The 14,964-nt window shown below is 74.1% G+C and carries 16 protein-coding genes; 10 read left to right on the top strand and 6 right to left on the bottom strand.

The genetic code is table 11. The annotated features are described in order from the left end of the window. Positions 1 to 62 precede the first annotated feature (62 nt). On the bottom strand, positions 63 to 524 hold the full coding sequence (locus A8711_RS11280) for a MarR family winged helix-turn-helix transcriptional regulator (protein ID WP_043327491.1): 462 nt from the start codon (positions 522 to 524) through the stop codon (positions 63 to 65). Positions 525 to 616: 92 nt separating this feature from the next. Here A8711_RS11280 and A8711_RS11275 point away from each other — a divergent pair, with 92 nt between their 5' ends. Further along, a complete protein-coding gene (locus tag A8711_RS11275) occupies positions 617 to 1,708 on the top strand; it encodes an epoxide hydrolase family protein (RefSeq protein WP_069088157.1) in 1,092 nt (363 codons plus the stop codon). 231 nt (positions 1,709 to 1,939) lie between these two features. Here A8711_RS11275 and A8711_RS11270 read toward each other — a convergent pair whose 3' ends face one another. Beyond that, positions 1,940 to 2,404, bottom strand: a complete 465-nt coding sequence (locus A8711_RS11270) for a DIP1984 family protein (RefSeq protein WP_064448468.1) — start codon at positions 2,402 to 2,404, stop codon at positions 1,940 to 1,942. A gap of 95 nt (positions 2,405 to 2,499) precedes the next feature. Next, positions 2,500 to 2,985 (bottom strand): carboxymuconolactone decarboxylase family protein, encoded by a 486-nt coding sequence (locus A8711_RS11265; protein WP_043327495.1) that lies wholly within the window; start codon positions 2,983 to 2,985, stop codon positions 2,500 to 2,502. Positions 2,986 to 3,152: 167 nt separating this feature from the next. Between A8711_RS11265 and A8711_RS11260 the strand changes: the two genes are divergently transcribed. Together A8711_RS11260 and A8711_RS11255 are read left to right on the top strand one after the other, a co-directional pair. Beyond that, a complete protein-coding gene (locus tag A8711_RS11260; protein WP_043327497.1) occupies positions 3,153 to 4,034 on the top strand; it encodes an RNA polymerase sigma-70 factor in 882 nt (293 codons plus the stop codon). Next, the gene (locus tag A8711_RS11255) at positions 4,031 to 4,354 is read left to right on the top strand and encodes a hypothetical protein (RefSeq protein ID WP_231915634.1); all 324 of its coding nucleotides are present in this window, start codon (positions 4,031 to 4,033) and stop codon (positions 4,352 to 4,354) included. The genes A8711_RS11260 and A8711_RS11255 overlap by 4 nt, the downstream gene beginning before the upstream one ends. Before the next feature lie 8 nt (positions 4,355 to 4,362). On the opposite strand, the gene A8711_RS11250 is transcribed toward A8711_RS11255, so the two are convergent. Continuing rightward, complete coding sequence (locus A8711_RS11250) at positions 4,363 to 5,136, bottom strand: SAM-dependent methyltransferase (RefSeq protein ID WP_064448364.1); 774 nt, start codon at positions 5,134 to 5,136, stop codon at positions 4,363 to 4,365. Positions 5,137 to 5,251: 115 nt separating this feature from the next. Between A8711_RS11250 and A8711_RS11245 the strand changes: the two genes are divergently transcribed. After that, complete coding sequence (locus A8711_RS11245; RefSeq protein WP_043330744.1) at positions 5,252 to 5,734, top strand: hypothetical protein; 483 nt, start codon at positions 5,252 to 5,254, stop codon at positions 5,732 to 5,734. Here the strand turns inward: A8711_RS11245 and A8711_RS11240 are convergent. Together A8711_RS11240 and A8711_RS11235 are read right to left on the bottom strand one after the other, a co-directional pair. After that, complete coding sequence (locus A8711_RS11240) at positions 5,707 to 8,082, bottom strand: glycoside hydrolase family 65 protein (protein ID WP_069088156.1); 2,376 nt, start codon at positions 8,080 to 8,082, stop codon at positions 5,707 to 5,709. The two genes, A8711_RS11245 and A8711_RS11240, sit on opposite strands and share 28 nt — an antisense overlap. Before the next feature lie 108 nt (positions 8,083 to 8,190). Next, positions 8,191 to 8,967, bottom strand: a complete 777-nt coding sequence (locus tag A8711_RS11235; RefSeq protein WP_064448362.1) for a prepilin peptidase — start codon at positions 8,965 to 8,967, stop codon at positions 8,191 to 8,193. A gap of 558 nt (positions 8,968 to 9,525) precedes the next feature. On the opposite strand from A8711_RS11235, the gene A8711_RS11230 reads away from it, so the two are divergent. From A8711_RS11230 to A8711_RS11205, 6 genes are read left to right on the top strand one after another with little or no spacing between them, the layout of a single operon-like run. Continuing rightward, positions 9,526 to 10,092, top strand: coding sequence for a hypothetical protein (locus A8711_RS11230; RefSeq protein ID WP_043327504.1), 567 nt, complete (start codon positions 9,526 to 9,528; stop codon positions 10,090 to 10,092). Then, positions 10,086 to 11,039 carry a hypothetical protein gene (locus A8711_RS11225; RefSeq protein WP_043327505.1) on the top strand — a complete coding sequence of 318 codons (954 nt, stop codon included), beginning with the start codon at positions 10,086 to 10,088 and terminating at the stop codon, positions 11,037 to 11,039. The genes A8711_RS11230 and A8711_RS11225 overlap by 7 nt, the downstream gene beginning before the upstream one ends. Continuing rightward, positions 11,036 to 11,701, top strand: coding sequence for an SAF domain-containing protein (locus tag A8711_RS11220; RefSeq protein ID WP_043327506.1), 666 nt, complete (start codon positions 11,036 to 11,038; stop codon positions 11,699 to 11,701). Before A8711_RS11225 ends, A8711_RS11220 begins: the two co-directional genes overlap by 4 nt. Next, a complete protein-coding gene (locus A8711_RS11215; protein ID WP_043327507.1) occupies positions 11,701 to 12,534 on the top strand; it encodes a hypothetical protein in 834 nt (277 codons plus the stop codon). Before A8711_RS11220 ends, A8711_RS11215 begins: the two co-directional genes overlap by 1 nt. Continuing rightward, the gene (locus tag A8711_RS11210) at positions 12,524 to 14,062 is read left to right on the top strand and encodes a CpaF family protein (protein WP_069088155.1); all 1,539 of its coding nucleotides are present in this window, start codon (positions 12,524 to 12,526) and stop codon (positions 14,060 to 14,062) included. Before A8711_RS11215 ends, A8711_RS11210 begins: the two co-directional genes overlap by 11 nt. Further along, a complete protein-coding gene (locus tag A8711_RS11205; RefSeq protein WP_369830108.1) occupies positions 14,005 to 14,958 on the top strand; it encodes a type II secretion system F family protein in 954 nt (317 codons plus the stop codon). Before A8711_RS11210 ends, A8711_RS11205 begins: the two co-directional genes overlap by 58 nt. The last annotated feature ends 6 nt before the right edge of the window (positions 14,959 to 14,964 follow it).

The following is a 14,964-nucleotide window of genomic DNA, read 5'->3' as shown; positions in this document are numbered from 1 at the left end:
CGTATCACTATCGATAGTGATAGAGGTAGGGAGTGGGGCGACCGGGCGCGAAAGCCGGACGATCAGACGGGCGGACGGGTGTGGTGGGCCAGCACCCGTGCAAGGAGCCGGGTCAGGTCCGCGCGCTCGTCCGGCGTCAGCGGCGCGAGCAGGTCGTCCTGCACCTCGGCGAGTCGCTTCTCCAGCCGCCGCAACTGCCGCCGCCCCGCCGCGGTGATGGTGACGACGTTGCGCCGCCGGTCGGACGGGTCCGGGGCGCGGACCACGAACTCCCGCTCGGCGAGCTCGTTGAGGGCCGCCACCACGTCGCTGACGTGGATGCCGCTACGCCTGCCGAGCGCCGCCTGACTGGCCGGGCCGAACTCGTCGAGCGTGGCGAGCAGCCGGAAGTGATAGCCCCGCGCGTCGACCGCCGCCAGCCCGTCGCTCACCAGCCGGCCGGCGCGTACGGCGGTCTGGGTGATCAGCCAGCTCGGCAGGCCGGCCAGGCGGGTGGGTACGACGTCCGGCTCCGGGTTCTCCACATGCCCAGCCTATCCAAAAACGTTGGCGTCCCCAACGATCTGCGCTATCGTTCGTCGCACAAACGTTAGTGACACCAATGATCGGAGCTACCGTGATCGCGCCGTTCCGTATCCACGTCCCCCAGGCCGACCTCGACGACCTGGCCGACCGCCTGGCCCGCACCCGCTGGCCCGACGAGCTACCAGGCACCGGGTGGGACTACGGCATCCCGCTGGCCCGCGTACGCTGGCTGGCCGAGCGCTGGCGCACCGCGTACGACTGGCGGCGGGCCGAGGCCGAGCTGAACCGGTATCCGCAGTTCACCACCACCATCGACGGGCAGAACATCCATTTCCTGCACGTACGGGCCGCCGACCCGGACGCGCTGCCGCTGATCCTCACGCACGGCTGGCCCGGCTCGGTCGTGGAGTTCCTCGACGTGATCGGCCCGCTGTCCGAACAGTTCCACCTGGTCGTACCGTCGATCCCCGGTTTCGGCTTCTCCGGCCCGACCCGGGAACGCGGCTGGGACGTCGACCGCGTCGCCCGCGCCTGGGCCGAGCTGATGCGCCGGCTCGGCTACCGGCGGTACGGCGCCCAGGGCGGCGACTGGGGCTCGGTGATCTCCACCCGGCTCGGCGGCATCGACCCGGAACACGTCGTCGGCGTGCACCTCAACTACCTGCCCACGCCCCCGCCACCCGGCTGGACCGGCGAGGCCGGACTGTCCGGCGAGGACCGGGACCGGCTCGCCCGGATCATGCGACTCAAGACGCAGCGGCACCCGCACCAGGTGCTCTACGCCAGCCGCCCGCAGACCGTGTCGTACGCGCTCAACGACTCACCCGTCGGGCAGCTCGCGTGGATCGCGGAGAAGTTCACCGAGTGGACCGACCCGGGATCGGCCGTCAGCGTGGACCGCATCCTCACCGACGTCTCGGTCTACTGGTTCACCGGCACCGCCGCCTCGTCCGCGCGGCTGGTGCGGGAGAGCGCGTTCGGTGGCCCGCCCGCGCCCTGCCCGCCCCCGCTCGGAGTCGCCGTGTTCGCGCACGACATCACCCGGTCCGTACGCCCGATCGCCGAGCTGACGTACACGATCCGGCACTGGAGCGAGTTCGACCGGGGCGGTCACTTCGCCGCGCTCGAGGTGCCGGACCTGTTCGTCGACGACGTCCGGTCGTTCTTCTGGAACCTGCGATGACGCCTGGGACGAGTCGCGGAAGTCCCCTGTCCCACCCTCACCGTCGTGGATCTGCACCTGGTGGTGTGCCGTGCCCTGTGCGCCGTCACCTGTGTCCTGTGCTGGGCATGCGTTGTGTGCCGGGGAGTCGAACCCCTGCGCCTGCCCTCGGCGCGCCAGGAGTGAGCCGGATTGCCCGCCGGCTCTCGGGGGCGTGCACGCCTCCACGTCGGCTACCTGCTCCGCGACTCGTCAGTCCAGCAGGTCGACCTCCCAGTTCGTCCGCTGGATCGTGGTGTCCACCTCGCGGATCTGCCGGGCCAGCTCGTCGGCCTGCCGGCGCAGCTCCGCCACCGGCAACGCCGGAACCATCTTCAGCTCCGACCGGAGCTGACGGTAGCCGCGCTGGCCCTCGCCCGCGGCGGCGTCCGCTGCCGCTGTGACCACGCCGTGCCGCAGGCGCAGCACGTCGCGACGCGCGAGCGCGTCGGTCAGGGTGCCACCGTCCACGACAGTCGCGGCGTTCGTCCGGTTGATCCGCCGGATCAGCGTCTCCAGCTCACCGAGCACCCCGGCCGCCTCGACGAGCAGCGCCGAGGCGTCCTCGGCGGGCGTCTCGCCCTCCTGGTAGCGGGCGCTCGCGGTGATGCGGGCACGGAGTTGTTCGGCGCGTCGCGCCGCATCCGCCCGCAGCGCAAGGGCCTCCGCAATCTTCATGGCGAGCAGTATGGCCACAGGGGATCACGGGTGTCGCCGCGTTTTCCGGGGGCGGTCCGGCCCGGGACGACCGGGCCGGACCGCCGCCGCGGCGTTCAGCTCATCGCCGCCGCGAACATGCCCGGCTCGTACGAGCCGCCGCGCTGGTGCACGAGCACCGCGAACCGGTTCGCCGCGTTGATCAGCCCGAGCAGGCACACCAGCGCGGCGATCTGGTCGTCGTCGTAGTGCTCGCGTACCCGCGCCCACGTCTCGTCGGACACGCCCTGATGCGCGTCGGCCAACCGGGTGCCCTCCTCGGCGAACGCCAGCGCCGCGCGCTCGGCCTCGGTGAACACTGTCGACTCGCGCCAGGCGGCGACCAGGTTCAGCCGGACCGCGCTCTCACCCCCGGCCACCGCCTCCTTGGTGTGCATGTCGATGCACCAGCCGCAGCCGTTGATCTGGCTGGCCCGCAGCGACACCAGCTCCTGGACGGTGCGCGGCAACGTCGACTGGTGGATCGCCAGGCCCGCGCCGGCGAAACGCTTCATGAACGCCGCCGAGACCGGGTTCTCGAACAGGTTGAATCGGGTCTGCATGGGTTGCGCCCTCTCTGCTTCGGTGGTGTCGGACGAACACGAGATGCCGGGGACCGCTCCGGCGTGACGGCGCCGGCGGGTGAGGACCACCACAGCGACCCGATGTCACACGGCGGTCGCGGGCGGCGTCTGGTGGGGAGCGCAGCCGGACAGCGGAGGAGCCAGTCATGGCGGACCAGGCCACCGAGGACTTCCTCGCGCACCGCAACCTGCTCTTCACCGTCGCGTACGAGATGCTCGGCTCGGCCGCCGACGCGGAGGACGTGGTGCAGGAGACCTGGCTGCGCTGGGCCGGCGTCGACCTCGGCGAGGTGCGGGACCGGCGCGCCTACCTGGTGCGGATCACCACCCGCCAGGCGCTGACCCGGCTGCGCACGCTCGGGCGGCGCAAGGAGTCGTACGTCGGGTCGTGGCTGCCCGAGCCGCTGCTCACCGCGCCCGACGTGGCGGACGACGTGGCGTTGGCCGAGAGCGTGTCGATGGCGATGCTGCTGGTGCTGGAGACGCTGACGCCGACCGAGCGGGCCGTGTTCGTGCTGCGTGAGGTGTTCGACGTCGGCTACGACGAGATCGCCGAGACGGTCGAGCGGACGCCCGTCGCCGTGCGGCAGATCGCGCACCGGGCGCGCGCCCACGTCGCGGCGCGCCGCCCCCGGCGTACCGTCCCGGCGGCCGAGGCCCGCGACGCCCTCGACGCGTTCCGGCGGGCGGTCGAGACCGGCGACCTGGACGGGCTGCTCCGCGTCCTGGCCCCGGACGCGGTGCTGGTCGGCGACGGCGGCGGGATCAAGCAGGCGCTCGCCCGCCCGGTCACCGGCGGCGACAAGGTGGCCCGGCTGCTGACCGGCGGCTGGTCCCGGATCGCCGCCGTGGCGTCGATGGAACCGGCGCAGGTGAACGGCTACCCGGCGCTGCTGGTACGCCTCGACGGCGAGCTGGACACCGTCGTCGCGGTACGCCTCGACGACGGCCGGATCAGCGGCCTCTACGCGGTGCGCAACCCGGAAAAGCTGTCCCGCATGACCCGGGAAACCACACTGCGCCGGTGAGCGCGTGGTCGTGGGACGATCGCCGGATGAGCAGCGCCGCCTCACCCGACGTCAGCGCCCTCGCCATCAACGTGACGGTGCCGGAGGAGCTGCGCTGGACCGACACCCGGCGCGGCGAGGAGTTCACCCTGACCACGCTCAACGTGCGGCTGCTGCCGGACGGGCGGCTCGCCGCGAAGGCGTACGGCCGGCCCACCGCCGGCGGCCGCGGCGCGTACGTGTCGTTCCGGGTGCCCGACCGGCCCGAACTGGCCGCGCTCGTGGCGGCGGCGGCTGACCGCGCCGCCGCGCTCTGGGCCGCGCACGGCGGCCTGGACTGACTCCCGCCTCAGCGGCGCACGCCCACCCCGCCGTAGCCGTGCGACACCGCGGCCTGCGGCTCGCCGTCGGGCCGCCAGTCCGCCACCTTGACCAGGCCCGGATCGACGAGCTCGTACCCGTCGAGGAAGCGGGCCACCTCGTCGCGGGTGCGGGGCACCAGCGGGGAGCTGCTGCGGCGGTAGATCGCGGTGCCCTGCTCGGTGGGCAGCGTCGGCAGGCCGTCCAGCGTGAGGTGGGACAGCGCGAGCACGCTGCCCGGCACTGTGGCGTCGCGCAGCGTCGCCACCGCCGCGTACGGGTCGTCGGCGTCCGGCACGAAGTGCAGCACCGCCAACAGCAGCACCGCCACCGGCTCGCTCAGGTCGATGGTGGCCCGCAGCGTCGGGTCGGCCAGCAACTCGCCGGGCCGCCGCAGGTCACCCCGGAGCACCACGGTGCGGCCGTCGGTGGGCAGCAACCGCCGGGCGTACGCGACCGCCACCTCGTCGTGGTCGACGTAGACCACCCGGGCGTCGGGGCGGATCGCGCGCACCACCTCGTGCACGTTGCCCTGCGTGGGCAGGCCGGCGCCGATGTCGAGGAACTGGCGAATCCCCTGCTCGGCGGCCCAGCGCACGACCCGGCGCAGGAACGCGCGGTTGCTCTGCGCGGCGACGCCGGTGTCCGGGAAGATCCTCAGGACCTCCTCGGCGGCGGCCCGGTCGGCGGCGAAGTTGTGGCAGCCGCCCAGGTAGTAGTCGTACATCCGGGCGACATTGGGTCGGTTCTCAGCCTCCGTCACGCCTCGATGTCTAGCACTCTGCGCGACACACCGCTGACCCGTCGTGTCGATGATCCGGCCGATCCCGCCGTCCACCTGGTACGACGGTGGGACACGCCGTCGCGAGGAGGTACCGATGACAGGTGGACGGGAGACAGTGGAGGTCGAGCCGGCGGTGTTCCGCGCCGTCTACGACTCGCCCGCGTCGCTGCCCGGGCGGCACCGCTGGACCACCCCGGAGGCGGACGTACGCCGGCTGGAGAAGCTGCTGAACATGCCGGCGCGCAGCATCGGCGCCCCGCTGTGGGTCAGCGGCGACGAGCCGGACTGCCCGAAGTGCGGGCGGCGGCCGACCTGGTACGACATCGTCGCGTCCGCGCTGCACGGCGTGCACGACCGCACGATGATCGCCCGGGTGATCCTCGGCGAACGCAAGTACGTGAACACCGAGGTGCCGGACGCGATCCCGGGCGTCCACTGTGCCGACTGCCGCACCCCGATCACCGGGTTGCGCAGCTTCAAGTGCCACAACTGGGCGTACGCGTTCGAGGCGCTGGAGGAGGTCGTCGCCCGGATGTCCGGCCTGCCGGCTCAGTCGTCGCCGCCCGCCGCCTCCTGAGCGCGCCGTTCCGGACGGCGGCCGGGCGGGGCCTGCGGCTCCGGGCCGGGGTCGGGCACCGGCGGCATCGGCCGGGTGACCGGCCCGTCGCCGGTGACGCGGAGCTGTTCGCCGTGGTGCCACAGCTCGACCGCGTCGCCCGGACCGGCGTCCGGCAGCTCGTAGCGGGCCTCCCGCGGCGTGAGCGTGACCCGCAGCCGGTGCCCGTGCCGGCGCAGGTGGAACACCAGCCGGGTGATCCGCCGCGGTAGCCGCGGCTCGAACGCGAGCACGCCCCGGTCGTCGCGCAGCCCGCCGAAGCCCTGCGCCACCACCAGCCAGGCGCCGGCCAGGGACGCCAGGTGCAGCCCGTCCGCGGTCTTGTCGCCCAGGTCGGCGAGGTCCTGCAACGCCGTCTCGGCGAACAGGTCGTACGCCAGGTCGAGGTGCCCGACCTCGGCGGCGAGGATCGCCTGCGCGGACGCCGACAGCGACGAGTCCCGGACGGTCCGCGCCTCGTAGTAGGCGACGTTGCGCGTCTTCTCCTCGGCGGTGAACTCCCCCGGGCAGCGCAGCATGGCCAGCACCAGATCGGCCTGCTTGACCACCTGCTTGCGGTACAGCTCCTGGTAGGGGAAGTGCAGCAGCAGCGGATAGTCGTCCTCGCCGGTGCCGGCGAAGTCCCACTCCGGCTGCGCGGTGAACCCGGCCGACTGCTCGTGCACGCCGCGCTTGCCGTCGTACGGGACGAACATCGCGTCGGCGGCGGCCCGCCAGCCGGCCACCTCGGCGGCGTCGACACCCAGCCGGGCGGCCACCTCGGGCCAGTCCTCGGCGGCGTCGGCGGCGCCGCGCAGGTTGCGCCGGGCCATCAGGTTCGTGAAGACGTTGTCGTCGACCAGCGCGGAATACTCGTCCGGGCCGGTGACGCCGGTCAGGTGGAACGCGCCGGCGTCGTCGAAATGGCCGTAGCCGTGCCACAGCCGGGCGGTCTCGATCAGCACCTCGGCGCCGCACTCGGCGAGGAACGCGGTGTCGCCGGTGGCCGCGACGTACCGCAGGATCGCGTCCGCGATGTCCGCGTTGACGTGCAGGCCCGCGCTGCCGGCCGGCCAGTAGCCGGAGCACTCCCGGCCGCTGAGCGTCCGCCACGGATAGGTGGCGCCGGTCAGACGCAGCTCGGCCGCACGCTCGCGGGCCTCGGGCAGGTGGGCGTGCCGCCAGCGCAGCGCCGAGCGGGCCAGCTCCGGCGCCAGGTACGTCAGCACCGGCAGCACGTAGCCCTCGGTGTCCCAGAGCACGTGCCCGTCGTAGCCGTTGCCGGTCAGCCCCTTCGCCGGAATGGTCCGGGCCCCGTCGGCGCGCCCCGACTGGAGCAGGTGGAACACCGAGAACCGCACCGCGAGCTGCAGCTCCGGGTCACCGTCCAGCTCGACGTCGGCGGTGGCCCACGCGGCATCCAGCGCGGCGCGCTGCTCGGCGAGCAGGGCGTCGAACCCGTCGGCCCGGGCCGCGTCCGCCTCCGCGACGACCAGGTCGGCCAGCTCACCAGCCGGGGTGCCGTCGACCTCCGCCCACTCGTACGCGGCGAACCGGGTGACCCGGATCCGCTCGCCGGGGCGTACCGGACCGGACAGCGCCAGCCGGAACCGGTCGGCGGTCAGCTCGGTCCCGGTGGCGATCTCGTCGGGTGCCTCGACCCGGTGCGCGACGGCGACGGCGACCCGCTGCCCGCTGCGCCCGGTCCGGTGCACGAGCACCCCGTCCAGGCCGTCGTCGCGGCGGATCTCGCCGGTGAGCGGGTCGTGGATCACCGAGGCGGCCCGGGGGTCGTCGGCACGTTCCGGCACCCGCTGGTTGGCGAGCAGGTCGGCGCCGATCCGCAGCCGTACCGGCTCGTCCAGCGGTTCGACAGCCCAGTCGACGGCGGCGACCGGACGGCGGGTCAGCGAGACCAGGCGGGTGCTGCGGATCCGGACACCCCGGCCACCCGGCGAGACCCATTCGGTCTCCCGCCGGACCACCCCGGCGCGCAGGTCCAGCTCCTGGTGGTGCCGCCGGATCGTGCCGGTGCCCAGGTCCAGCGGCTCGTCGCCCACCCAGAGCCGGATCAGGGCGGCGTTCGGCGCGCTGATCACGGTGTCGCTGCGCTCCGGGAACGCGTACCCGCTCTCCGGGTAGCTCAGCTCGTGCTGCTCGTGGAACCCGTTGAGGTAGCTGCCCGGCATGCCGCACGGCTCGCCCTCGTCGAGCGTCCCGCGCCAGCCCACCCAGCCGTTGGCGAGCGCGAAGACCGACTCGGTCTCGCCCAGCCGGTCCAGGTCCGCGCTGGTACGCCGGATCCGCCAACCGTCGTCGCCGTGCGACACGTGCCCTCCCGAGTCCGAAGCCTGGACCGCCACCGAACCAGACCCGGCTGGGAGGCGGCTGGGACCCCGATACCCGTGGCGACCCCGCCCGCACCTGCGGGTGGCCGATCACACGGTGACGAGCACCAGCGTGGCGGCGGTGCCGAGCACCAGGAACGGCCCGAACGGCAGGTGCCCGGACCAGCGGACCCGCCGGGCGGCGAGCAGCGCCACCCCGGTCGCCCCGGCGAGGAGGAGCGCGAGCACCAGCCCGGCCACCAGCACCGGCCAGCCGTACCAGCCGAGCAGCGCGCCCGCGCCGAGCGCCAGCTTGGCGTCGCCGAGGCCGAAACCGCGCCGCCCGAGCAGCAGCGTGGTCGCGGCGAAGCCGCCGCCGAGCGCCAGAGCGGCGGCTGTGGCGCGGATCCACGGGTCCGCGCCCGTGCCGGTCAGCGCGGCCACCCCGAGCAGCGCCCACGCGCCGGCCGCGGCCGGCCAGGTGAGCCGGTCGGGCAGCCGGTGCGCCATCGCGTCCACGATCGTCATCGGCACCGCCCAGAGCAGCCACCAGGCGAGCGCCAGGCGCGCGGCGGGCACGCCGCCGGCAAGCACCGGCACGGCGACCGCCACGAGCAGCGCCACCTCGACCACGGCCGGGGCCGCGCCGACCCGGGCCCGGCAGGCCGGGCACCGGGCCGCGGGGCCGAGCGCCGGCAGTGGCCGGTCCAGCCCGATCGGGGCGGCGCAGCCGTCGCACGCCGTCCGGTCCGGACAATCCGGGGGTACGGCGTAACGCGCCACCGCCAGCCGGAGCAGCGGTACGACCGCGAGGGCGGCCAGCAGCCGGACGACCGGACGGCTGGCCTCGGCCACCGGTCCGGTACGCCGTACCCGTTCAGTGGTCACGCCGGCTCCCCCGTCCGGTCGCCGTATGTTCCATGGTGGAGCACGCAGAGTGATTTCTCGTTCGCGCTGATGTGACGGGGGAGCCCGCAGCGGCGTGCGGCGCGACGCGCGACCGGCCGGGACCGACCGCGGTGTGAGCCCTATCGAACCGGCGGGACGGATCGGACGAGCGGCCCGCTCCCCACCCATACCGGCGGCTCGTCGCCACCGCCACGGCGGGTACGGGTGAGCACACGCCCGCCGGCCCGGAGCCCACCGGAAGCCCGCTCGTCATCGTGACGACACACACCGGCCACCACCTCCCGTCTTCACTCACCGTGTTCACGTGAATTGCCTCTGTTGCATCGGCGGACGTGAGCTTATGCTCGCCCCTTGGGTACGACGCAACCCCCGATCAATTGGCGTCGGAGGAGTCAGGGCACAGAACCCGCAGCTATCAGTACAGGTCAATACGAGTGGCGGCGACGGGGACCCGGAGCGACAGTTCCGGGTGCGCTTCCGCATGCCCGGAGCGGGTCGGCGTGATCGCCCCGGGCCGGCACCGAGGAGGGATCGGCGTTGCGCACACGGCAATCCCGCCGATGGGAAATCTACCTGCTCAGCCTCGCGCTGGCGGTCGGCGCGGCCGGCTGCGGCACCGAGCCGGAGGCGGCCAACCGACCGCTCACCGGCCGCGCCGCCGCCCCCGCCACCCATTCCGCCGAGGCGGAGAAGGAAGCCGAAAAGGCGGCGCTTGCCGCGTATTCCGGCTATCTCGACGCGTCCCGGGCGGCGAGCGCCCGAAGCGATCCGTCCCATCCCGCTCTGGCCCGTTTTCTGGCTGATCCGCTGCTGACCCGGGTGCGAATGGCAATTCTCGACGCGAAGGAGCACGGCGCGATGCGTACCGGGAAACTGGTCTCCGACCCCACAGTGGTCTCGGTCGACCTGACCGCCCGCCCACCCACCGTCGAGATCCAGGACTGCCTGGACGCGAGCGGCTACCGGCTCGTCTACGCCAAGGACCGCAAGGCCGTGCCGGGCACCCGCGGCGGGCGCTACCTCGCCACCGCCACAGCGGCCCGCTTCCCGGACGGCCGGTGGCTGATCAACGGCGGCGCCGCACATCAGGACCAGCCGTGCTGACCTGGGGAGGAAGGGGTGTCCCGGCCCGCCCGCCCCGGGCCGGGACGCTCCGCCGGGTGCTGCTCGCCGCCGGCCTCGCCGCGCTGCTGACGCTCACCGGCGCGCCCGCGCGTGCCGCCGACCCCGGTGGCTCGTGCCCGCCGGAACAGACCGACTGCGACGTGTGGGACGACGACCCCGGCACCCCGGGCGGCCCGGGCGGGCCGGGCGGCGGGGACAACGGCGGTGGCGGCAACGGCGGCGGCGCGCCGAAGTGCCAGTGGAACGGCCGCGTCATCCCTTGCTACAACGAGACGCTCGGCTGGTTCAACAACGCCGACGGCTGCTACTACAAGCTCGCCGAGCCGCAGGACGAGGCACCTCCCGGCAAGCAGTGGTACCAGCTCACCTGCAACGGCGGCGACACCAGCCCGGGCAGCATGCGCCAGGAGCTCCTGGACGCCCCGCCGCCCGGCTACGGCGCCCCGCCGGACCCGGAGGAGCTGGCCCGGCGCGCGCTGGCCTCGATCTCGCTGCTCCCGCCCCGGGCCTCGGTCGCGCCCCGGCGCAGTCAGGGACCCGGCCTGGTCGGGCTGCCGGTCTGGATGTGGGCCAGCCCGGGCGAGGCGTACTTCGGGCCGCTGAGCGCCTCCGCCTCCGACCGCGGGCTGACCGTGAGGATCACGGCGAAGGTGGACCGGATCGTCTGGCACATGTCCGACGACATCGACGTCACCTGCCACGGACCGGGCACGCCGTACCGGGCCGACGGGCCGCGGGCCGGCTTGACCTCGCCCGACTGCGGTCTCGACGCCGGCTATCCGAAGGCCGACACCTACCAGGTCAGCGCCACCACGTTCTGGACCGTCGAGTGGTCCGGCGGCGGGGAGAGCGGCGTGATCGCCCAGAGCCGGTCCAGCGGCGTCATCCCGGTACAGATCAACGAGCTTCAGGTGGTGACCCGATGAGTGTGGTGGCAGCCCGCAACGGAACCCCGATGGAGGCGCCGGTCGCGCCGCCGAAGGTGGTCCGGCAGCGACGTGTCCGGCCCGGCCTGCTCGGCCTGGCGATCCTGCTGATCGCCCTCGGCGGGCTCGGCGCGGCGTTCGCGGTCACCTCGGTGCGCTCCACCGGCACGTACCTGGCCGTGGCCCGGCCGGTCGACGTGGGCCGGCAACTCACAGCCGACGACCTGGTGCCGGTGCGCGTCTCCGGCGGGCGGGAACTCCAGCCGGTGCCGGCCGACCGGATGGACGAGGTGCTGGGACTGCGGGCGGCCGTCCGGCTCACCCCGGGCACGCTGCTCACCGAGGCGCAGCTCACCGAGGCCCCGCTGCTCGGCGCCGGCCAGCAGCAGATCGCTCTCGGGCTGGAACCGGAGCAGGTGCCGGCCCGCAAGCTGAACCCCGGCGACAAGGTGCTGCTGGTCAGCACCCCGAGCAACGCCACGAACGGCTCCGACGCGTCCCGTGCCGGTGGAACCCGGTTCGAGGGCACCGTGATCGACACCGCCACGCCGCAGAACGGCGACGTGGTGGTCTACCTGGCGCTGACCGTGCGGGACGTGCCGGCGGTCGTGGCGCTCGCCGCCGCCGACCGGATCGCGCTCGTGCTCACCGAGGCGGCCTGATGGCGATCATCGCCCTGGTCTCGGCGAAGGGATCGCCGGGCGTCACCACCGCGGCGCTCGCCGCCGCGCTGAGCTGGCACCGGCGGCTCGTGCTGGCCGAGTGCGACCCGGCGGGCGGCTCGATCCTCGCCGGCTACCTCGGCGGGGCCCTGGACGGCCCGCGCGGCATCGGTGAGCTGGCGGTGGGCGAGCTGCGCGACGGCAGCCTGGAGCACACGTTCTGGTCCCAGCTGGTCGACCTGGACGCGCCCCGGCGCGAGCGGCTGCTGCTGCCCGGCGTGGTGGACCCGGCCCAGGCCGGCAGCGTGATCCCGCTGTGGCAGCGCTTCGCCGACTACTTCACCGGGCTGGAGCGCGGCGAACCGCCGTACGACGTGCTCGTCGACTGTGGCCGGCTCGCCGTCGGCGGTCCACCGTGGCCGCTGCTCCGGGCCGCCACCGTGGTGCTGCTGGTCACCCGGGCGACCCTGCCCGACCTCTCCGCCACCCGGGCCACCGCCCGGGCGATCGAACGGGACCTCACCGAGCACCGCGTACCGCCGGGCACGCTGCGGCTGCTCGTGGTCGGGGACGGGCACGGCACCAGCGAGATCAGCAAGGCGCTGCGGCTGCCGGTGATCGCCCGCCTGCCGCACGACCCGCGTACCGCCGAGGTGCTCGCACACGGCGGCACCGTACGCGCGAACCGGCCGCTGATGCGCGCGGCCGGCGCCCTGGAGGTGCCGGTCCGGGCGCTGCTGGACCGGCGGCGGGCCCGGCTCGCCTGGCCGGGCGCGACCACACCGCGCGCGGTGACCGCCCCGAGCGTGCCGGGGGTGTCCGGTGCGGTTTGAGCCGGTCTCCCACGACCCGCGCGGGCAGCAGCCCGGTGTCGTCTCCACGGTTCCGCCGCTGGCGCCGCCGAACGGGCGGCACCACGTGCCCGGCCCGCTCCCCGCCGCGCCCCCGCCACCGCCGCGCCCCCGGATCGACTTCGCCGTGGTCCGCGAGCTGCGCCGGGAACTGAGCGAACGGCTCACCCACTGGCAGCGCGGCCGCGAGTTCGACGCCGACGCCGAGGAGGTCGAGCGCGCCCGGCTGGCGGTCACCGTGGTCTCCGCGTACGCCGACTCGGTACGCCGGTCCGGCACGCCGATGGCGGCGGACGAGGAACGGCTGCTGCTCGACCAGGTGACAGCCGAACTCGTCGGGCTGGGCCGGCTCCAGACGCTGCTCGTCGACGACAGCATCGAGGAGGTGCACATCCTCGGCTGCGACCAGGTACGCATCACCCGGCACGGCGGCGGCGTCGACTGGGCCGAGCCGATCGCCGAGACCGACGACGAGCTGGTGGAGATCCTCCAGGCGGCGGCCCGCCGGGCGGGTGCCACCGAACGGTCGCTGTCCACCTCGAAGCCCACGCTCGACCTGCAACTGCCCGACGGCAGCCGCCTCGCCGCCGTGTTCCTGGTCAGCCACCGCCCGTACGCGGTGATCCGCAAGCACAACACGCTCGCGGTGAGCCTGGAGGACATCGCGGGCGGCAGGCCCGACCTGGACGAGATGATCGACCCGCTGCTGCGCGACTTCCTGCGCGCGTCCATGCGGGCCGGGCTGAACATCATGGTCGCCGGGCTCGCCGGGGCCGGGAAGACCACTGTCATCCGGGCGCTGATGGACGAGATCCCGGCCGACGAGCCGTACGTGCTGCTGGAGGAGAGCCGGGAACTGCTGCCGGCCCGGCGTGGGCACAAGCACCGTGCGGTGATGAGCTTCGAGTCCCGGGAGGGGCACGGCGAGCGCGGCGCGGACGGACGGCCGGCGGGTGAGGTCAGCATCGCCGACCTGATCCCGGTGTCGCTGCGGATGGGCGTGCTGCGGATCATCGTCGGCGAGGTGCGGTCCCGGGAGATCGTGCCGATGCTCCAGGCGATGACCACCAGCCGCGGGTCGATGTGCACCATCCACGCGCGTACCCCCTCGGGGGTGAGCGAACGCATCATCGAGCTGGCGCTGTCGCACGGCCGGGAGATGACAGTCGACCAGGCCCGCCGGATGGCCGGCAACGCGCTCGACCTGATCGTCTACGTGACGGTCGAGGACGAGACCGCGATCGGCGGGCGCAAGCACCGCTTCGTCTCGCACGTCGAGGAGGTCATCGGCGTCGGCGAAGGCAACCGGATCACCACCACGACCGTCTTCGGCCCCGGGCCGGACGGCCGCGCGGTCCCCCGCCACCTGCCCGAACGCATCCGCGAGCAGTTGCTGCGCGTCGGCTACGACGCCCGGCTGCTCACCCGGTTCGTCGAGGCCGGCGTGGGCGCGTGGCGGCGGCCCCGGCACACCCGCCTCGGGGCACGGCCGACCGGAGGCCCGGCGTGACGCAGATCGAACTGATCGCCCTGGTCTCCGGCGCGGCCTGCGTGGCCGGGCTGGTGCTGGCGGTGGTCGCGCTCGTCGGCACCCGCCGCCCACCGGGCCCGGCCCCGGGCGCCGGGCCCGGCCTGAGCCGGCTCTGGACCGGTTCCGGCGCGAGCCGCGCCGACCAGCGCCGCTACCAGCTCCTGCTCGGCGCCGCGGTGGTCGCCGGGGCGGCGGCGTTCCTGCTCACCGGGCTGCCGGTGGTCGGCCTGCTGGTGGCGCTCGCGGTGCCGGGCGTGCCGTGGCTGTTCGCGGTGGGCCGGGCCGAGCAGCGGGCCATCGCCCGGGTCGAAGCCGTAGGCGAGTGGACCCGCCGGCTCAAGGACATCTCGGCCACCGGCCAGGGGCTCCAGCAGGCGATCATCGGCACCATCGCCACCGCGCCGGAGGAGATCCAGGAGGAGGTACGCACGCTCGCCGCCCGCCTGCAGGCCGGCTGGCTGGCCCGCTCCGCGCTGCTCGCCTTCGCCGACGAGATCGCCGACCCGGTCGCCGACCAGGTGGTGGCCGCGCTGATCCTGCACCTCACCGACCGGGGTGAGCGCCTCGGCGACGTGCTCGGCTCGATCGCCACCGCCGCCTCGGCCGAGGTGGCGACGCGGCGCGAGGTCGAGGCCAAACGCACCCAGCCGCGGTTCGCGGTCCGCTTCCTCACCGGCATGACGCTGGCGACCCTGGCGTACGGGCTGGTGAACAGCGACTACATCCGTCCCTACGGGACGCTCACCGGTCAGCTCGTGATGGCGGTGCTCGGCGCGGCGTTCGTCGGCCTGCTGGTCTGGGTGCGGTCGATGAGCCAGCCGCCCCGGCCCGCGCGCTTCCTCCCGGCGCCCGATCCGGAGGAGGCAATCGCGTGATCCTCA

The organism is Micromonospora sp. II, from assembly GCF_001709195.1.
GTDB classification, from domain to species: Bacteria; Actinomycetota; Actinomycetes; order Mycobacteriales; family Micromonosporaceae; genus Micromonospora; species Micromonospora chalcea.
The sequence above is the reverse complement of the archived record's forward strand: the minus strand, read 5'-3'. Positions and strand labels throughout refer to the sequence as shown.